Genomic DNA, 17,220 nt, shown 5'->3' with positions numbered 1-17,220 from the left:
CTGTATGCGTTGGCTGATGTGATCGAAGCAGTTGCTTCTTGTCTCGGCGTTCATTCCTATTTAGAGAGCGAAACAAAACTGATTTTTAGTTTTGTCTCGCTCTCACTTTTCTATTTTATAGTTAAGCTCAATGAGCTAGCATTTCTTGTGCTATTTCAAATCCTGTCATCGTCTCAGGATAGTAGGTCGGCCAATTGTCCATTTGCTTCAGCAGATTTTCTTGACTGTCATTGCCAAAATAGATATGGAAATGTGCCGCTTTGTTAGGTGCTATTCCATGATCAGAAAATTGGACATATTTGTAAGGTGTATCTTCAGTGGTTTCAAATAGAAAGCGTACCCCGCGATTCCCTGCTTCATAGGTCAAAATTTGCTTTCCAGCATAAGTATAATTCGCTTTATATTCTTTCTTGCCTACCACAAACGTCATTGTATTTTCAGTAATGTCGATTTGATCTACATCTGTTTGGTAGCCATGGCGATAATACTCTTTGTATTCTGAGGCAGACATTTTTTGAGTCAATTTTGCTTTATAATCAAAAACTTGATCAAAGGTTCCTTCTTCTAAATAGGGATAAACAGATTGCCAGTTCCCAGCATAGTCTGACAGTTCACGGTCTTTCACTTGTTCATCTTCAAAATAGCCATTATAGACCGTTTTCTCTGTAGCAGAAGCAGTCAGTTCCTTTTTAGGCGTTGTGTCAGTTGACTTTGTTAATGCACTTAAATTTTCCTTCATTACACTGATATAGGTTTTGCCCGTATCCATATCTTTTTGCGTCAACCCCTCAAGCGGATTGAGTACGAGAAGGTCTACATTTGCTTCACTCGCCAATGTTTTTGCGACACGGTCATTAGCATTTTCTTCAAAATAAATATATTTGATACCTGTTTCGTCGACTATTTTTTTTAATTCTGCCAGCCTTGAAGGCTGTGGCTCTTGATCTGGCGAAATCCCTGCAATCGGTAATTGTTTTAATCCATAATCCAATGCCAAATATGAAAAAGCTGTATGTTGAGTAATAAAATTTTTCTGTTTCGCTGCTGATAGCTTTTCTTCAAAGTCTTGATGAAGGGCTGTTAGTTCTGAAATGTAAGCAGCAGCATTCTTATTAAAAACAGTCGTTTGTTCTGGAAACTGTTCAATCAAACCATCTCTGATTTTTTCTACTGCCTGGATTGCGCGATATGGGCTCAGCCAAATATGAGGATCGTAATCGTGAGAATGTCCGTCATGGCTTTCTTGTGATCCATGATCATGATCTTCTGTCCCTGGAAGTAAGAGCATTCCTTCAGTAGCTTTGATACTATTGACATTTTTTAAAGATTTCTCTGTTTTTGGAACCCAGGTTTCCATGTACTCACTAAGATAAATAAACGCATCGGCATCTTGTAGCTTAGCAATTTCTTTGGCGGAAGGTTCATAATCATGTGCCTCTGTTCCTGCTGGAATCATCAGCGAAACGTCTCCAGCATCGTCAACGATATTTCTTGTAAATTCATACATAGGATAAAAAGAGGTTACGATCGTAAGCTCCTTATCTTCGCTATCAGTTTTATCCTGAACGCTAGGAGTCGTGCATGCTGTTAAAATCCCTACTAAAAAAAGGACGCTCCAAATGATTGTTTTTAGATTTTTTTTCATTTATTTTCCCCTTGATTCTAGAATGAATGCTTTCGCTTCTTTGTCTTATTTCGATTTGCGCAAATCAAAACGTAATAATTACGATTTAGACATTCGATACTATAGCAATTCATTTTTTTATTGTCAAGGATTTATATAATTTTTTTTGCACATCATTCAAACAAATCGATTTAGTTTCACTTTATTACAATTGTCTATACATTCATAATCAGGTACAATACAGAGTAGGAGGTAGTGAAATAATGAAGCCAAAATACGAAGAAATTGCAGATACGATCCGTGAAAGAATCAAAAATAATGTCTATAAAGCAGACACTCTTTTACCAAATCAAACAGATCTAGTAAAGGAATTTGGTGTCAGTCGTATGACTGTCAAAAAAGCCATCGGCATTTTAGTAATGGAAGGTCTGCTATACTCTCAAAGAGGTTCTGGAACGAAAGTATTGAATCGCTCATTTTGGGACAAAGACACTTCTCCAGCAAATGAATATGGCGGACTTAGTAAACAAATGGATGAGCGCCATAAGGATCTTAAAAGTCAGGTGATTTTATTCGAAGTCGAGTTTCCAACTCAGGAAGTCCAAGAACGTCTGGCGATTTCAGAGGAACAACCTGTTTATAAGATCATCCGTTTACGTATTCTTGAAAATGAACCATTCATTCTAGAGCATACTTATATGCCCTGTGATCTAGTGCCGGGCTTAACAACAGATATATTGAAAAAATCGATCTACACATACGTTAAGGAGGAATTATCCTTAAACTTTGCCGGTGCTTATCGAAATATTCAGGCCAGTAAATCTGATGAGTATGACCAAAATTATTTGAATTGTAAAATAGATGATCCTGTTCTTGAAGTACAGCAAGTCGTTTATCTAAAAAATGGACGACCGATCGAGTTCTCGTGCAGCCGGAATCGATATGATCAGCGCGGGTATTCTATTTTAAATGTAGATTATAATTAAAAAGAGACCTAGACAAAAAGCGGCTAGGTCCGATAACCAAGTAGGTACTGTGCAATACTGTTTATCTGCGACGAGTCTTTGACGAGAAAGCATCAACTCGTTCCACGTTGTGTTTTACAGCAATTTCGGCTTATTTCCGAAGCCTTCAACTCTTAGTGCTTTAGCACTTAGAATTTTGCTAGCTTCACTTTGTTCTTGGAACAATAGTGAAACTGTATGCGTTAGCTGATGTGCTCGAAGCGTAGCGTAGTAGCTGCTTTTTTCTCGCCGTTTATTCAGATTTAAAGAGCGAAACAAAACTAAAAATCAGTTTTGTTTCGCTCTCTTTTATTCTTTAATCGCTTAAGCTGTTTGTTTCAGCAACTTGTTTAAACCAATGACCTGATTTTTTGATGGTTTTGATTTGTGTATGGATATTTGTTGAAATAAAACCATAACGATTTTTATAAGCATTTGCCCATGACCAGCAGTCGATCGGTGTCCATAAGTGATAGCCAAAACAATTTGATCCTTCTTCGATCCCTTGATGCACCCACTCTAAATGCTCGCGGATAAAATCGATACGATAATCATCTTGGACAACGCCTGATTCATCCATGAAACGTTCTTCCCCTGAAATCCCCATCCCATTTTCAGAGACAAACCAAGGAATATTATTGTAGTTATCACGAATATTGATCGCGATATCATATAATGCTTTAGGATAAATTTCCCAGCCGCGGTCGATATTCATTCGACGTCCAGGCATATTGTATTCGTCAAAATAACGATTTGGCAACCAGGCACCCACACTATTTGGTGCAACGTCTGGCGCTTTGACACGATTTGGATGATAAAAATTAACCCCTAGCACATCGATCGTATTTTCTTTGATGAGTACTAACTCTTCTGGTGTACTTTCCCAAAGAACGCCATCCTTTTGCAGTAGTTCCACCAATTCTTTTGGAAATTCTCCGAGAACAGCTGTATCTAAAAACATCCGATTGTTAAATAACTCTGCAATATTAGCAGCGGCTAAATCTTCAGCATTTTCTGATCTTGGATAAGTCGGTGTCAAATTAAGAATGATCCCGATTCTTCCACCTTCATTTTGTAGGCCTAACCTTCTGAAAGCTTGAACTGCTTTTGCAGAAGCTAAATTCAAATTATAGGCAACTTGTACGGCTTTTTTACCATCAACGATTTTAGGATAATGGAATTGATGTAAATATTCACCTTCCACTACAACGATCGGCTCATTATGTGTGAACCAGTCCTTCACTCGATCACCGAATAATTCAAAACATTTTTCTGCAAATTTTACATACAGATCAACCACATGTTTTGATTCCCAACCACCGTATTTGTGATAAAGCTCCACAGGTAAATCAAAGTGATGCAGATTCATCACCGGACGAATTCCTGCTTCAAGAAACGCATCGATCACTTCATTATAGAAACGAACACCGTCTTCATCGACTGTACCTGTCTCAAAATCATCGATCAAACGGGTCCATTGGATCGATGTTCTCACACTATTCAATCCAATTTTTTTCATCATTGCGATATCTTCTTTAAAACTATTATAGAAATTTGAGGTTACATCCGGACCCACTTGATCATAAAAATCTTGTGGTTCGATCTCATACCAATGATCAAACATGTTGGCATGTTTTTTATTAAATCTTCCTTCACTTTGCGGGCCTGATGTTGCTGCGCCCCACCAAAAATCTTCTTTAAATGTTTTCACTATGAAATTACCTGCTTTCATTTAATAATTAATCATTCAGCTATATTATAAAGGGAAAATTTATAAATGTCTAGACTTTTAATTTTAAAAACCATCACAAAAAAAGATGTAACACACAAATAGAAATTTTTTTGTGTCATACCCTACATCCAGATATCTGTAAAAAATCCGATCTATTAAACGATCAATTGTTTTCTCTCATTATAATATTCTTTATACGCCAGATAAGTTGCAATCACTGAACCAATACTTGTTGCAGACAGCAACATAAAGGTCACCATGATTTGATATTTAATCGCGTGTACTGGATCGACACCTGCAAAAATCAACCCAGACATCATTCCCGGCAGACTAACGATTCCCACTGTTTTAGCTGAATCGATGGTCGGTGCCATCCCCGTACGGATACTTTCTTTGACGATCGTAATAGATGCTAATTTGATCGAAGCACCTAACGCAAGTTTTTCTAGAACAGCCTGTCTTTGATCATGAAATAGACGATCCAAGCTTCTATAGCACAAACCTATCGCAATCATCGAGTTACTGGCGATCATTCCGCTGATCGGTACGATTTGGGAAGGGATAAAGCGAATCGCACCTGATAAAATCAAAACACCGATCGTTATGATCGTACTCGAAGCAATGGCGATCAATGAAATCCAAAAACCTTTTTTTAAATGCCCATTACGTTTTTTAGCATTCAAAGAAGCATTGATAATAATAATTGCGGTCATTGCCAACGTCAAAAAAACATTGTTGACTTGAAAAATATATTTAAGTAAATAACCAACGATCACTAATTGAATGATCGCCCGAAATACACTAATCAAAATATCCTTCGTAAATCCAAGTTTTTCTTTATAGCTAATAACGATCGAAACAAGCACAAGAACTGCCGCTAATGTCAACGACAAATTATTTACTGCTAGATTCATTTTCCACTACCTGCCCCTCTTTGATTTGGATCAGCTTTTGCGCATTTGCTATTTCCTGATTATCATGAGTGACCCGGATCAACGTCACTTTTCGTTCACAGTTTAGTGCCATCAGCCACTGATTGACGATTTCTTTGCTCTGTTGATCCAACCCCGCTGTCACTTCATCGAGTAATAAAACCTTTGGTAAAAAAAGCACATTTCGAATCAATGCCACGCGTTGTTTCTCTCCACCTGATAGTTCTTTGATCGGCTTATTCAAATAATCTGGTTTCAACTGCATATCATCCAAAAGCTCTATCGCATGCTTTTCATCAAATGACTTCTTACGAATTTGATAAGGAAATAAAAAATTGTCCTTTACCGTATCACCAAATAATGATGGTTGTTGAAAACAATAAGAGACTGCCATACGATATTCTTCGATCGGCAAAGTCGAACTGTCCGCTCCTTCAAAAATGATTTTTCCTTTTGTCGGCGTCAGCAGTGATGCCAAAAGTTTTAATAAGGTACTTTTCCCACTGCCGGAGGGGCCTGTGATCGTCACATGACTGCCTGATTCAATCATGATCGAAATATCCTGAAGGATCATCTGCTGATCAGATTCATAAAAAAGAGATTCTGTTGTTAAAATCGGCTCCACGTTTTATCTACTCCTATCCTATTTTTACTAATATCATCTTCTATCTTACCGTCCAGTGCATTTTGACTCAATAGTTAATTTGATCAAACAAAAAAAAACGAAACAACCAATAATCCTCTTTGATCGCTCGTAGAGTTTTACTCGTTGCTTCGTCTTTACTTAGTTTTTTTGAAATGATGTTAATCATACGTAAAAATCAGTGCTGTTCCATTTGGATCTGGCACGATCAACGCATTATCATTTTTTTCATGAGCAATTGCTTGTTCCTGCAAATGCTTTTGTAATTGCTCATAAGCTTCTTTATTTGGTAATGAAAATGTATAGGATTCTAAACCAAATTGTTCCGGCTGCATTTTTGGCAGATCACGGCTTTCCCAAACATTCATACCAATATGATGATGGTAATTACCAGCCGCGAAAAACTTCGCCTGACGCCCAAAATTGTATTTTAGCGAAAAGCCGATTTTCTCCATAAACGCCCCTGACTTTTCTATGTCAGAAACACTCAAATGAATATGCCCAATTTTTGATCCCAAAGGCATTCCACGCCAAGTTCTATCAGCCTCAGCAATAATCCCGTCTGCATCAAGTTCTTCTGTGACACCGACGATTTCACCGTTTTCTCGGATATCCCAGTCTTCCATTGGACGATCACGATAAATTTCGATCCCATTTCCTTCTGGATCTGAGAAATAGAGTGCTTCACTATAGCCATGCTCGCCAGCACCGATTTCGATATTGTTTTGCAATAACCATAACAGTGTATTGCCTAAGTCTTTTCTTGTTGGAAGTAAAAAGGCGATGTGATACAATCCTGCCGTCTTTATCGTTTCTTGAGGTTCTGGTAGTTGTTTTACTACTAAAATAATTTTTTCAGGAGTTCCTTGAGCACTTAGATAAGCCGTTTGTGCTTCTGACTTAACAAGCATCAGTCCAACGATTTCAGTGTAAAACGCAACCATTTTCTCTAGATTTTTTACTTTTAAAACAACTTGACTTGGATGTGTCTCAGCAGATAATTGAAACATCGTGATCCCTTCTTTCTCCCAGCTTGAACTTTTTTTAACCGAATGTTTTAAAGCGAGCGCTGTCTTCCATGTATTCTTTTGAACCGGCTGCTTCTTCGATCGAACCAAAGACTAATTGTCCTCTTAATTTCCAGTTACTTGGAATCGACCATTCTTTAGCAACAGCTTCATCGATCACTGGATTGTAGTGTTGTAGGTTTGCACCAATATTTTCTTGAGCTAATGCAGTCCAAACGTTTGCTTGTGTCAAACCACTTGCTTGTTCTGACCAGATTGGGAAGTTTTCTGCATATAATTCAAATTGTTCTTGTAAAGATTTCACTACGTCTTGATCTTCGAAGAATAAAATCGTTCCTTTACCTGCTGCAAAGCTTTGTAGTTTTGCTTGAGTATTCGGGAAAGCTTCTGCTGGTGTTAGAGGTTTCAATGCTTCTTCAGTGATTGACCATAATTTTTTATGTGCGTCTCCAAATAAGAAAACAACACGTTGAGTTTGTGAGTTGAATGAAGATGGGCTTTCTCTTACAACTTCTTTAACTAACGCTTCGATCTCTTCATTTGATTTCGTTACGTTTGTTCCTAAAGCGTAGATTGAGCGGCGTTTTTTTAATGCTTGAATAAATTCTGTCATGGGTATTTCTCCTTTTCGATTTCAAATAGTTTTTAGATTACTTACACAGTATATACTCTTACTAAAAGTAAGTAAAGAGTTTTGACTTACTTTTTATAAGTTTTTTTGAAAATAAAAAGAAAAGCCTGCAACCATAAGATCCTTGTTGCAAGCTTTTTGTCTTTTCTATCTAAATATAATCAATGTCACTAACGTAATAATTGCCGGCACACCTTGTTTTAAAAGAATCGATTTTGACGAGGTGAGTCCGCCATATACAGCTGCCACCACCACACAGCTAATAAAAAAGGTTACGACTGCCCAAGAATTGGACGCGAAAAATGCGCCCCATAAAATACCCGTCGCTAAAAATCCATTATACAATCCTTGATTCTTAAATAAGGTCTGTACGCGTTCATCTGATAAAAATTCTTTATCTAAACCGAAGGCTTGTTGCGCTTTCGTTGACGTTGTCTGAAACATCTCTAAATATAAAATGTAATAATGTTCAAGTGCAACAATCACTGCTAAAACTAAAGGAATCATCTGCATTGTAGGTTTCTCCTATCTCCAAAAAGTAATATCTTCTGCTGGTAAACGATAAGAAGGATAGCCTGCTTCTTTGGCTTTTCCAATCGATACGATCATTATAGGATAGTATTGTTCTGGGTCCAACTGTAATGCTTCAGTGATTTTTTCACGGTCAAAGCCGCCGATCGGATTCGTATCATAGCCATACGCGCGCGCAACAAGCATCAGATTCATAGCAGCTAATGAACCATCGATCAAAACCGTTTCTTTTTTCACGTCCAAAGGCATTTTTTCCATCAACGGACTAAACATTTCCAGTTGTCGTTCTTTTACATCTTGAGGCATCAGGTTTTGTTCGACCGCCGTACCATAAATTTTTTCTGCCTGTGCAAAATTATCCAGGTCACCAAAAATCACGACCATTGCCGCAGATGTTTCATTTTGCAGTTTATTGAAATGAACTAAAGGAGCCAAGGTTTCTTTCCCTTCATCACTGCTCACTACAACAAAACGCCACGGCTGCATGTTGATCGATGATGGGGCTGTAACAGTATCATTGATGATTTGTTCCATTTCTTCTTTAGAAATTTTAACCGCTGGATCATAGTTACGAACAGATCTCCGGCCTTTTAATATTTTTGAAAAGTCGTTTTCTTTATATGTGTTTTGCATAATATCCCTCATTTCCTTTTTTGTTCGAAAATATTCGAACTATTAAAATATAGCATTGTCTAAGTAATATGTAAAGTAGAAGGTTTGTGGTATACTCATCCTATGAATAATAAATATGATTCCAATAAAAATGACCCTGTTTTACTCGCTCTTCAGGCCGTTAGTGATCCGATCCGCTTGAATATTTTGACTTGTTTACTGATGGATGGCGAGAAACGAATTACCTCAGAAACCTACAATATTGTTAAATCCACACTTTCCCATCATGTAAAGTTGTTGAAAGATGCCCAGTTGATCCGTGAAAACAAAGTAGGCACCACTAAAAAATATGCATTGAATCAGACGTATATCGAACGAGAATTACCTGGTCTGATTGAACTTATTCGCCATAGAGCAAAAAAACAGAACGTTTAAAGAGAGCGAAACAAAACTAAAAATCAGTTTTGTTTCGCTCTCTAAATTCAAATAAACGGCGAGAAAAAAGTAGCTCCTACGCTACGCTTCGATCACACCAGCTAACAAAATTCTAAGTGCTAAAGCATTAAGAGTTGAAGGCATCGGAAATAAGCCGAAACTCACTAAAATTTGAAAAGCACCAAGTAGGAATCATTCAACATCGAAAGGTACACTTTCGTGTTTCTTGTCATTTTCGTGAATTTCTTCTTATTGCTGTAAACACAACGAAGAATGGGTTGATGCTTTCTCGTCAAAGACTCGTCGCAGATAAACAGTGGTACACTTCGTTTCGATCTCATCAATCTCTAAGGATCAAAGATCCTAAGAATTGTAGGACTTGGTTCTCAGAGCTAAACACTTTTGTCTCAGCCTCTTCTGGCTATACTTTTTTCGTAAGCCCTAGGATAGCTCTCGCTTCTTCCGGCGTTGCCGGTTCTTTCCCTAATTCTTTGATCAAGGTTTTTGAACGTTCAACAAAGTCAACATTCGATTCAGCTAACTGACCTTTAAACAAGTAGCTATTGTCTTCCATTCCAACCCGAACATGACCGCCGAGCGCCAATGTCGTCATCAGGATGGGTGTACTTTCTTTACCGATCCCAAAAGCACTCCATGTCGCATTTTCAGGAAGTAAGCTTTTTAGATAAACTAAATTTTCAACTGTTGCCGCAATACCGCCTGGTGCACCTAATACAAACTGAAAATGCAGCGGCTCTTTTAAAATACCTTTTTTAGCATAATACAGCGCGTTGTACAACATCCCTGGATCAAAAACTTCAATCTCTGGTTTCACATTGACTTCCTGCATTTTCTTCCCTAATTTTTCTAAAAACATAGGATTATTTTCAAATACTGTCGTATGCTGCCAGTTCATCGTACCGCAGTCATAACTAGCGATTTCCGGGAGCAGCTCTACAAATGGTTTCATTCGCTCATCATCATTGAAGCCAGTTCCACCAGATGTAGTAATGTTGATGACGATATCACATTTTGATCGAATCAATTCCACTGTTTCTTTAAATTTCTCAAAATCCATCGTTGGATTTCCAGTTTCATCTCTTACATGGATGTGGGCGATCGCCGCACCTGCTTGATAGCATTTGTACACCTCATCAGCGATCTCAACTGGTGTTAGAGGGACATTCGGATTATGTTCCTTCGTCGTATAACCGCCTGTTGTCGCAACGGTGATGATTACTTTGTTTTTCAATTTTATCAGACCTTTCTATTCGTCGATCATAGCAACAGCTCTGATCCAGCCGCCGCTTGCTGCTTTTAATTTTACAGGAAAACAACTGAATTTAAATCCTGTTGCAGGCACTTGATCCAGATTCGCTAATTTTTCGATATGGCAGTATGCTTTTTCGATTCCGGCAAAATGACCTTCCCAAATGATACTTTTGTCGCCAGTTTCATCAAATTCTTTGCCGACGATTTTAAGCGGGCGATCCCAGCTCCATGCATCTGTTCCCATTACATGGATGCCTTGTTCGATCAGCCATAACGTAACCTCTCTGCCCATTCCGCAACCGGCTGACAGATACTCGATCGATCTCCATTTTTTAGAGGCTCCAGTATTTACCAAGACGATATCGCCTGGCTTCAAGGTATAGTTTAAGCGTTCAAATTCTTTTTCAAAATCTTCGATCGTTGCAGCAGAACCATCTGGTTTATGTGTAAAATCAACGACTACACCATCACCATAGCACCATTCAAGCGGTACTTCATCGATCGTCCAGGCACGTTCACCATTATTCATTGTTGGATGGTAATGATAAGGTGCATCTAAATGTGTGCCTGCATGAGTAGTCAATGTCACATCTTCCAAAGCCCAAGCCAAGCCATCCGGCAAATCTTCAGGTGTAGCCGTTCCAAAAAAACTCAACATGTACTCGATGCTATCTTTATGATCCTTATATTTGATCTCTGGAATCATTCCTACAGGATCAGACGGCAAACCACTTTCAATCGTTGTACTCAAGTCGACAAATTTCATATTTCTTTCCTCCTAAATAAGTTATTCTCTTTAAAATAAAACAGCTAAAAGCAATGCTGCGATAAACGCGATGAAACTTCCTACTACAACAGATATAAACAAATTTTTGTACGTTTCTTTATGTGTCAATCCCGTCAACGCATACATCGACAGTAAAGCGCCGCATTGAGGCAGACAAGTCAATACACCTGAAGCAATCGCTGACATTCGATGGATGATGGCTGGGTCGATCCCCATATCGACATAAGGCTGGACAAAATTGTTCATTACGATCCCTAGCGCACCAGAAGATGAACCAGTTACACCTGCCATGGCGCCTGTCAAAATCGATAAACTGATCAACGGATTTCCAGGAATGCTTTGAATGCCCGCTAAAATCGTTTGAAACCCTGCTGCTGATGCTACTACAGAACCAAAACCAACAGCCGAAGCAGAAAAAATCGTTGGTGAAATCGCTCCTGTTGCCCCCAGATTTAGAACTTGTTTATGGCTTTCAATGTAGGGATGGAATACAGCAGCTGAAAGAATGATCGATACCGTAAGTGCTGGAATGATAATGTTGCTGACTTTAAAAAAGCTGCCGACAAAAATAATAATGATCAATGTTACTAACGGCAAAAGACTTATGATCAAGCTCGGTTGTTTTCCTTCTGTTTTTACGTCTTCTTTTTTCGCATACTTTTGATCGAAAATCTCACCATTATTCAATGCTGCTTTAAGTTCTCTTTTCATACACCATAATCCCCAGATCGTCACTACGATCGAGGCAACAATGCCAAGGATAGGAGCTGCTGTCAAAGTAGTACCTAAAGTCATCGTTGGGATGACATTTTGAATAGCAGGTGTTCCCGGCATCATCGTCATCGTTACAGTTGCAACCCCTAAAAAATAAGGTGTGATGATCAGACGCCAAGGAATATTCAATTTTTCAAATAGATTTCTTGCCAAAGGAACGACCGCAAATAGAACAACGAATAAGCTCACACCGCCATAGGTCAATAATAGGCTCATTAGAAAAATCGCCACTAAAACAGAATAAGGTTTTTCCGTCCCAGTCAATTTCAAAATACCATTTGCAATTGAATTAGCTGCACCGCTTTCTTCACTATATTTCGCTAACACAGAGCCTAGTAGAAAAATAATAAAGAATGAGGAAACAAATCCTGATAATCCACCCATATATGAGTTTGGTCCTTTTAATAGGCTATCCAAGATCGGCATTTGATTCGTCAGCATAACAAGTAAGGCACAAAGCGGAGAAATAACTAAAATATTGATGCCTTTCAATGACAAGTAAATAATTAGGCCTGTCGCAAAAACAACCCCTGCAATCGCTAAAATTTCCATTAGTTGGACTCCTTTCGTTCAACGATCATCGATACGCCCATGCCGCCGCCAACACATAATGTGGCTAGACCTGTTTTCGCTTTATTCGCTTCCAAGCCATGTAACAGCGTGGTTAAAATCCGGGCACCTGAGGCTCCAATAGGATGACCTAATGCAATTGCTCCACCATAGATATTTGTTTTTTCTAAATCTAAACCAAGTTCTGATGCAACCGTAAGTGATTGTGCCGCAAAAGCTTCATTCGATTCTACTAAATCAATTTCCTTGATGTGCATGCCGATTTTATCAAGAGCTTTTCTCGTTGAAACAACAGGACCATAGCCCATAATATCAGGTTCCACTCCTTCAAAAGCATAGCTTTTGATTGTTGCCATATAAGAAATGCCAAGCGTCTCAGCTTTTTCTTTGCTCATCAAAAGCAGCATTGCTGCACCATCATTGATACCGGAAGCATTGCCGGCTGTTACAGTGCCATCTGCCTTAAAGACAGCTTTTAGATTGCCTAATTTTTCAAGTGATAGGCCTGCGCGAGGACCTTCATCTGTTGTCATATCAAAGGGAGCTTTTTTCTTTTGCTGTATAGTGATCGGTACGATTTCTTCTTCAAATTGATGATTTTCAATTGCTCTCAATGCCTTTTCCTGACTGTTCAATGCAAAAGCATCCTGTTCTTCACGGCTGATATGAAAACGTTCTGCTAATTTCTCAGCTGTGATTCCCATATGGATGCCGGAAAATGCATCTGTTAATCCATCAGATAATATCGTATCCGTTAATTGACTATGCCCCATTCTCATCCCCCAACGACTATCAGATGAAACATATCCAGCCTGACTCATACTTTCTGTTCCGCCAACTAAAACAACCTCTCGATCCCCAGATAAAATTGCCTGCACACCATTGATAACAGCCTTCATTCCTGAGCCGCAAACATTCCCAACAGTGGAAGCTGGTACTGAAAATGGTAATCCAGCGTTTACAGCAACTTGTCGAGCCACATTTTGACCTTTACCAGCAGATAAGACATTTCCGATGATGACTTCTTCGATCATTTCTTTAGATACGCCAGCTCTGACGATCAAGCCTTCCACAGCTTTCACACCTAAATCAACGGCTGAAAACGATGCTAGTGTACCGCCAAAGGTACCGATCGGCGTTCTCATCGCTGATACAACCACTACTTCTCTCATATTACTCTCTCCTTTAATTCAATAGTTCTGGAAGAATATCAAACTCTGCTTCAGTCGAAGCCTTGATTTCTTCTAAATTACTTCCTTCACAAATTTCAATAAGCGTTAAGCGATTTTCAATAAATTTGAAGACAGCCATCTCTGTGACGATCATTGAAACCGCACCGCTGGCTGTGAGCGGTAATGTACAAGCTTTTAAAATTTTTGGTTCCTTATTTTTAGTCATATGCTCCATCGCAATAATAACTTTTTTGGCTCCCGCTACAAGGTCCATAGCTCCACCCATTCCCGGAATCAACTTACCAGGAATCATCCAGTTTGCTAAATTTCCATTTTGATCCACTTGCAACCCACCTAAAACGGTGATATCGATATGTCCTCCCCGAATAAGAGAAAAGGAAGTCAGGCTATCAATAAATGTTCCGCCTTTGATAATTCCTGCTGGTGCACCACCGGCATTCACTAAAGTTGGCTCAATTTGATTTTCCAAAGGTTTGTCAATACCAACGACCCCATTTTCAGATTGTAAAAATACAGTAATGCTTGGATCGATGTAATTTGCAACTAATGTCGGCATTCCGATACCTAAATTGACAACATCACCATCTCTTAGTTCTTTCGCTACCCGCTTTGTAATTTTATCTTTTACCCGCATTGTTCTTCTCCTTCACCAAGATTTTATCGACAACCACAAATGGTGTCACGATTTCTTCTGGATCAAGCTCCCCCACTTCTACCAGTTCATCAACTTCAACGATCACTGTTTTTGCCGCTAATGCCATTACTGGATTAAAATTACGTGCTGCTTTTTGGTAAACAAGATTTCCTAAAGAATCTGCTTTGTATGCTTTGATCAACGCAACATCGGCAGTCAATGGGGCTTCCAAAAGATATTTTTCCCCATCAACAGAAATAATTTCTTTGCCTTCTTCTACAATGGTTCCTAGTCCAGTTGGTGTCAGAAAACCGCCAAGTCCTGAACCGCCAGCATGAATCTTTTCGGCTAATGTTCCTTGCGGCACCAATTCTACCTCTATTTCTTTGTTGATCATTTGTCGACCTGTTTCAGCGTTCATCCCAATATGCGAGGCAATAACTTTACGAACTTTATGCTGCAACAATAAATGACCAATCCCCAATCTATCTTGATCATCGGAAGAAACACCAGTATCATTACTAATGATCGTTAAATCTTCCAGCTCACTTTCAGCAATCGCTCGAATCGCTGTGTCCGGAGTTCCCACTGACATGAAACCGCCGATCATGATCGTCTCTCCTGTATGAATTAAATTTATTAGATCTTTTTGATTTATCCTTTTCATAACTTCCTCCATCGCCTTTGATTAAAACGGTTGCATTTCCTTATATACTAATAATATCAATGCTTTTTTTTCACGTCTAAGACTTTATTTTCATAACACCTATATGTTAAAGTTATAGGTATAGAATAGTTTATAGGAAGAAATATTTACTAAAGGAGGAGAATCATTTGGATATCAAGCAATTAAAATATTTTGTGACGATCGTCGATTCCGATAATAATTTATCTGCCGCGGCAAAAAAAATGCACCTTTCCCAACCTGCATTGAGTAAGATGATCAAAACGTTTGAAGAAGAAGAAAATGTCGAGTTGTTTATACGCAAACAAGGAAAACTTTCTGCTTTAACCGCTGTTGGGGAAACGTTTTACGAACAAGCCATCGAAGTCATTGCTTCTTATGAAGAAATGATGAAACAGCTCGAAGAAAAAAATCAGTTTTTGACTGGCAGTATCACGATCGGGATCCCGCCATTGATTCTTTCTCTGGTTTTTGCGAATTTTTTATCTCAGTTTATTCTAGAACATCCTGAGATAAGAATAAACATTGTCGAAGAAGGTGCGTATGAGCTAAAAAAAATGCTGCTGGTCAATGAAATCGATCTAGCCATTTTACTGCAGCCGACAGAATTAGCGAATATCGAGGAACATACGTTGGTAGAAGATGAGCTATATGCATTTATGAGTATCAACAATGCCTATGCTGAAAAGGAATGGATCACTTGGGAACAACTGGCAAAGGAGCCGTTGGCATTATTCAACGATACCTTCATGATCCATCATTTGGTCATGAGTTATTTTGACAAGCTAAATTTAAAGCCAATGATAAAAATCCAATCTGGTGCGTGGGATTTACTACTGAAAATGACCTTTAATACAGCATTTTTGACTATTCTGCCAGCTCCTGTCAAAGATTTCATTCAAGAACGGGATTACAAAGCTGTTCGAATCCAGCATCCATTATCTTGGAAAGTCACTGTCTGTCGTCCAAAAAAGAAAAATTACTTAAATGTCGAAAAATTTGTTTTAAAAAGTATCTTAGAACATTTTTCTAAACCGAATAACTAAAAAAAAAGACTGAACTCTATTCTATAATGATCAGTAGAAGGCACCTTCTATTGATCATTATAGACAGAAATCTCAGTCTCTTCTTTTTTATTCACCCATTTTTATTACGATTTTTCCGACCGCATGATGAGTTTCGCTCAAAGCATGTGCATCATAAACACCTTGTCTTGAGAATGGGAAAACCTCTCCAACAACAGAAGTAACTTTCCCTTTTGCCATTAAATCAGCGATTTTACTCAACTGCTCACCATCTGGCTGTAGCCAAATACCTTCCGCTCGAATATTTTTTTCTTTGGCAAGTTCTTCGTCTACGATCCCAACGATCGAAATCAAGCGGCCTGTATCAGCTTTTAGGACCTTGAAACTATTTTTTTGAACGTCTCCGCCCATCGTATCAAACACTAAATCGATATCCGATAAAATATCTGTAAAATCTGTTGTATGATAATCGATCACTTCATCTGCACCTAATTTGTTCAATAACTCATGATTTTTTTCACTAGCTGTTGTAATAACATAGGCACCTGCTTCTTTTGCTAATTGGATCGCATAAGTTCCCACGCCGCCTGCACCCGCATGGATCAAGACTTTTTCACCTTTTTTAAGATCGCCATGATCGAACAATGCTTGCCAAGCAGTCAGCCCTGCTAATGGCACAGCAGCAGCTTCTTCAAAGCTAATATTTTCAGGGATCGCTGCTAATAAATGATCATCGACGATCGTTTCTTCTGCGTAAGTGCCAAAACGAGTGGTTTCAGGACGAGCGAAAACTTTATCGCCGACTTTCCACTCTGTTACAAGGCTTCCAACCTCAGTGATCACACCGGCAACATCCCAGCCTAAAATAATTGGAAATTCCCAGTCGAACATTTGCTTCAAATAGCCTTCTCTAAGTTTCCAGTCGATTGGATTGATCGACGTTGCATATTCCTTTACTAATACTTGATGTTCTTTTAATTCAGGTAAGGTAACCTCTTGTTCTTCTAAGACATCCTTACTGCCATATTGATTGATTACTACTGCTTTCATGATCGTTCCTCCGTTTTTCAACAAAATGTAAACTTAGTATACTCCTTTTTATTTATTT

General features: G+C 38.6%; 18 protein-coding genes. 3 read left to right on the top strand and 15 right to left on the bottom strand.

Annotation, left to right across the window (positions count from 1 at the left end; translation table 11 throughout):
* Positions 1 to 127: 127 nt before the first annotated feature.
* On the bottom strand, positions 128 to 1,645 hold the full coding sequence (locus A5889_RS12375) for a zinc ABC transporter substrate-binding protein AdcA (RefSeq protein ID WP_087642174.1): 1,518 nt from the start codon (positions 1,643 to 1,645) through the stop codon (positions 128 to 130).
* 242 nt (positions 1,646 to 1,887) lie between these two features.
* Here A5889_RS12375 and A5889_RS12370 point away from each other — a divergent pair, with 242 nt between their 5' ends.
* A complete protein-coding gene (locus A5889_RS12370) occupies positions 1,888 to 2,610 on the top strand; it encodes a GntR family transcriptional regulator (RefSeq protein WP_087642173.1) in 723 nt (240 codons plus the stop codon).
* A gap of 334 nt (positions 2,611 to 2,944) precedes the next feature.
* Here the strand turns inward: A5889_RS12370 and A5889_RS12365 are convergent, their stop codons facing one another.
* The 7 genes from A5889_RS12365 to A5889_RS12335 form a co-directional block, all read right to left on the bottom strand.
* The gene (locus tag A5889_RS12365; protein WP_176372905.1) at positions 2,945 to 4,360 is read right to left on the bottom strand and encodes a glycoside hydrolase family 1 protein; all 1,416 of its coding nucleotides are present in this window, start codon (positions 4,358 to 4,360) and stop codon (positions 2,945 to 2,947) included.
* A 155-nt stretch (positions 4,361 to 4,515) separates the two neighbouring features.
* Positions 4,516 to 5,274: an ABC transporter permease gene (locus A5889_RS12360; protein ID WP_087642172.1), complete on the bottom strand. Its 759-nt coding sequence runs from the start codon at positions 5,272 to 5,274 to the stop codon at positions 4,516 to 4,518.
* Positions 5,255 to 5,917 carry an ABC transporter ATP-binding protein gene (locus A5889_RS12355; protein WP_176372904.1) on the bottom strand — a complete coding sequence of 221 codons (663 nt, stop codon included), beginning with the start codon at positions 5,915 to 5,917 and terminating at the stop codon, positions 5,255 to 5,257. Before A5889_RS12355 ends, A5889_RS12360 begins: the two co-directional genes overlap by 20 nt.
* A 179-nt stretch (positions 5,918 to 6,096) precedes the next feature.
* A complete protein-coding gene (locus A5889_RS12350; protein ID WP_087642171.1) occupies positions 6,097 to 6,945 on the bottom strand; it encodes a VOC family protein in 849 nt (282 codons plus the stop codon).
* A 34-nt stretch (positions 6,946 to 6,979) separates the two neighbouring features.
* Positions 6,980 to 7,576: a nitroreductase family protein gene (locus A5889_RS12345; RefSeq protein ID WP_087642170.1), complete on the bottom strand. Its 597-nt coding sequence runs from the start codon at positions 7,574 to 7,576 to the stop codon at positions 6,980 to 6,982.
* Between the two features lie 165 nt (positions 7,577 to 7,741).
* A complete protein-coding gene (locus tag A5889_RS12340) occupies positions 7,742 to 8,107 on the bottom strand; it encodes a DUF1304 domain-containing protein (RefSeq protein ID WP_087642169.1) in 366 nt (121 codons plus the stop codon).
* A 12-nt stretch (positions 8,108 to 8,119) separates the two neighbouring features.
* Positions 8,120 to 8,758 (bottom strand): nitroreductase family protein, encoded by a 639-nt coding sequence (locus tag A5889_RS12335; protein ID WP_087642168.1) that lies wholly within the window; start codon positions 8,756 to 8,758, stop codon positions 8,120 to 8,122.
* A 102-nt stretch (positions 8,759 to 8,860) separates the two neighbouring features.
* On the opposite strand from A5889_RS12335, the gene A5889_RS12330 reads away from it, so the two are divergent.
* Entirely contained in the window at positions 8,861 to 9,172 is a 312-nt protein-coding gene (locus A5889_RS12330) for an ArsR/SmtB family transcription factor (RefSeq protein WP_087642167.1), read from the top strand.
* Positions 9,173 to 9,593: 421 nt separating this feature from the next.
* Here the strand turns inward: A5889_RS12330 and A5889_RS12325 are convergent, their stop codons facing one another.
* Genes A5889_RS12325 through A5889_RS12300 form a run of 6 tightly spaced genes read right to left on the bottom strand, consistent with a single transcriptional unit; the run spans position 9,594 to position 15,069 of the window.
* Positions 9,594 to 10,424 carry a 3-keto-5-aminohexanoate cleavage protein gene (locus A5889_RS12325; protein ID WP_207114642.1) on the bottom strand — a complete coding sequence of 277 codons (831 nt, stop codon included), beginning with the start codon at positions 10,422 to 10,424 and terminating at the stop codon, positions 9,594 to 9,596.
* Positions 10,425 to 10,439: 15 nt separating this feature from the next.
* Positions 10,440 to 11,210, bottom strand: coding sequence for a cyclase family protein (locus A5889_RS12320; protein ID WP_087642165.1), 771 nt, complete (start codon positions 11,208 to 11,210; stop codon positions 10,440 to 10,442).
* A gap of 30 nt (positions 11,211 to 11,240) precedes the next feature.
* Positions 11,241 to 12,557, bottom strand: coding sequence for a GntP family permease (locus A5889_RS12315; RefSeq protein WP_087642164.1), 1,317 nt, complete (start codon positions 12,555 to 12,557; stop codon positions 11,241 to 11,243).
* Positions 12,557 to 13,747 (bottom strand): acetyl-CoA C-acetyltransferase, encoded by a 1,191-nt coding sequence (locus tag A5889_RS12310; protein WP_087642163.1) that lies wholly within the window; start codon positions 13,745 to 13,747, stop codon positions 12,557 to 12,559. The genes A5889_RS12315 and A5889_RS12310 overlap by 1 nt, the downstream gene beginning before the upstream one ends.
* A 13-nt stretch (positions 13,748 to 13,760) precedes the next feature.
* Positions 13,761 to 14,402 carry a 3-oxoacid CoA-transferase subunit B gene (locus A5889_RS12305; protein ID WP_087642162.1) on the bottom strand — a complete coding sequence of 214 codons (642 nt, stop codon included), beginning with the start codon at positions 14,400 to 14,402 and terminating at the stop codon, positions 13,761 to 13,763.
* Positions 14,386 to 15,069, bottom strand: coding sequence for a CoA transferase subunit A (locus tag A5889_RS12300; RefSeq protein ID WP_087642161.1), 684 nt, complete (start codon positions 15,067 to 15,069; stop codon positions 14,386 to 14,388). The genes A5889_RS12305 and A5889_RS12300 overlap by 17 nt, the downstream gene beginning before the upstream one ends.
* 167 nt (positions 15,070 to 15,236) lie before the next feature.
* Here A5889_RS12300 and A5889_RS12295 point away from each other — a divergent pair, with 167 nt between their 5' ends.
* Positions 15,237 to 16,133 (top strand): LysR family transcriptional regulator, encoded by an 897-nt coding sequence (locus tag A5889_RS12295; protein ID WP_087642160.1) that lies wholly within the window; start codon positions 15,237 to 15,239, stop codon positions 16,131 to 16,133.
* Positions 16,134 to 16,220: 87 nt separating this feature from the next.
* On the opposite strand, the gene A5889_RS12290 is transcribed toward A5889_RS12295, so the two are convergent.
* A complete protein-coding gene (locus A5889_RS12290; RefSeq protein ID WP_087642159.1) occupies positions 16,221 to 17,162 on the bottom strand; it encodes an NADP-dependent oxidoreductase in 942 nt (313 codons plus the stop codon).
* Positions 17,163 to 17,220: the final 58 nt, after the last annotated feature.

The sequence above is a fragment of the Enterococcus sp. 9D6_DIV0238 genome, assembly GCF_002174455.2.
In the GTDB taxonomy this organism is placed as follows: Bacteria; Bacillota; Bacilli; order Lactobacillales; family Enterococcaceae; genus Enterococcus_L; species Enterococcus_L dunnyi.
This window is presented reverse-complemented; position numbering and strand designations above follow the sequence as displayed.

Bases quoted from the DNA above. Each gene is read 5' to 3' on its own strand.
- A5889_RS12375 (WP_087642174.1), bottom strand. From the start codon at position 1,645: ATGAAAAAAAATCTAAAAACAATCATTTGGAGCGTCCTTTTTTTAGTA.
- A5889_RS12370 (WP_087642173.1), top strand. From the start codon at position 1,888: ATGAAGCCAAAATACGAAGAAATTGCAGATACGATCCGTGAAAGAATC.
- A5889_RS12365 (WP_176372905.1), bottom strand. From the start codon at position 4,360: ATGAAAGCAGGTAATTTCATAGTGAAAACATTTAAAGAAGATTTTTGG.
- A5889_RS12360 (WP_087642172.1), bottom strand. From the start codon at position 5,274: ATGAATCTAGCAGTAAATAATTTGTCGTTGACATTAGCGGCAGTTCTT.
- A5889_RS12350 (WP_087642171.1), bottom strand. From the start codon at position 6,945: ATGTTTCAATTATCTGCTGAGACACATCCAAGTCAAGTTGTTTTAAAA.
- A5889_RS12345 (WP_087642170.1), bottom strand. From the start codon at position 7,576: ATGACAGAATTTATTCAAGCATTAAAAAAACGCCGCTCAATCTACGCT.
- A5889_RS12340 (WP_087642169.1), bottom strand. From the start codon at position 8,107: ATGCAGATGATTCCTTTAGTTTTAGCAGTGATTGTTGCACTTGAACAT.
- A5889_RS12335 (WP_087642168.1), bottom strand. From the start codon at position 8,758: ATGCAAAACACATATAAAGAAAACGACTTTTCAAAAATATTAAAAGGC.
- A5889_RS12330 (WP_087642167.1), top strand. From the start codon at position 8,861: ATGAATAATAAATATGATTCCAATAAAAATGACCCTGTTTTACTCGCT.
- A5889_RS12320 (WP_087642165.1), bottom strand. From the start codon at position 11,210: ATGAAATTTGTCGACTTGAGTACAACGATTGAAAGTGGTTTGCCGTCT.
- A5889_RS12315 (WP_087642164.1), bottom strand. From the start codon at position 12,557: ATGGAAATTTTAGCGATTGCAGGGGTTGTTTTTGCGACAGGCCTAATT.
- A5889_RS12310 (WP_087642163.1), bottom strand. From the start codon at position 13,747: ATGAGAGAAGTAGTGGTTGTATCAGCGATGAGAACGCCGATCGGTACC.
- A5889_RS12305 (WP_087642162.1), bottom strand. From the start codon at position 14,402: ATGCGGGTAAAAGATAAAATTACAAAGCGGGTAGCGAAAGAACTAAGA.
- A5889_RS12300 (WP_087642161.1), bottom strand. From the start codon at position 15,069: ATGAAAAGGATAAATCAAAAAGATCTAATAAATTTAATTCATACAGGA.
- A5889_RS12290 (WP_087642159.1), bottom strand. From the start codon at position 17,162: ATGAAAGCAGTAGTAATCAATCAATATGGCAGTAAGGATGTCTTAGAA.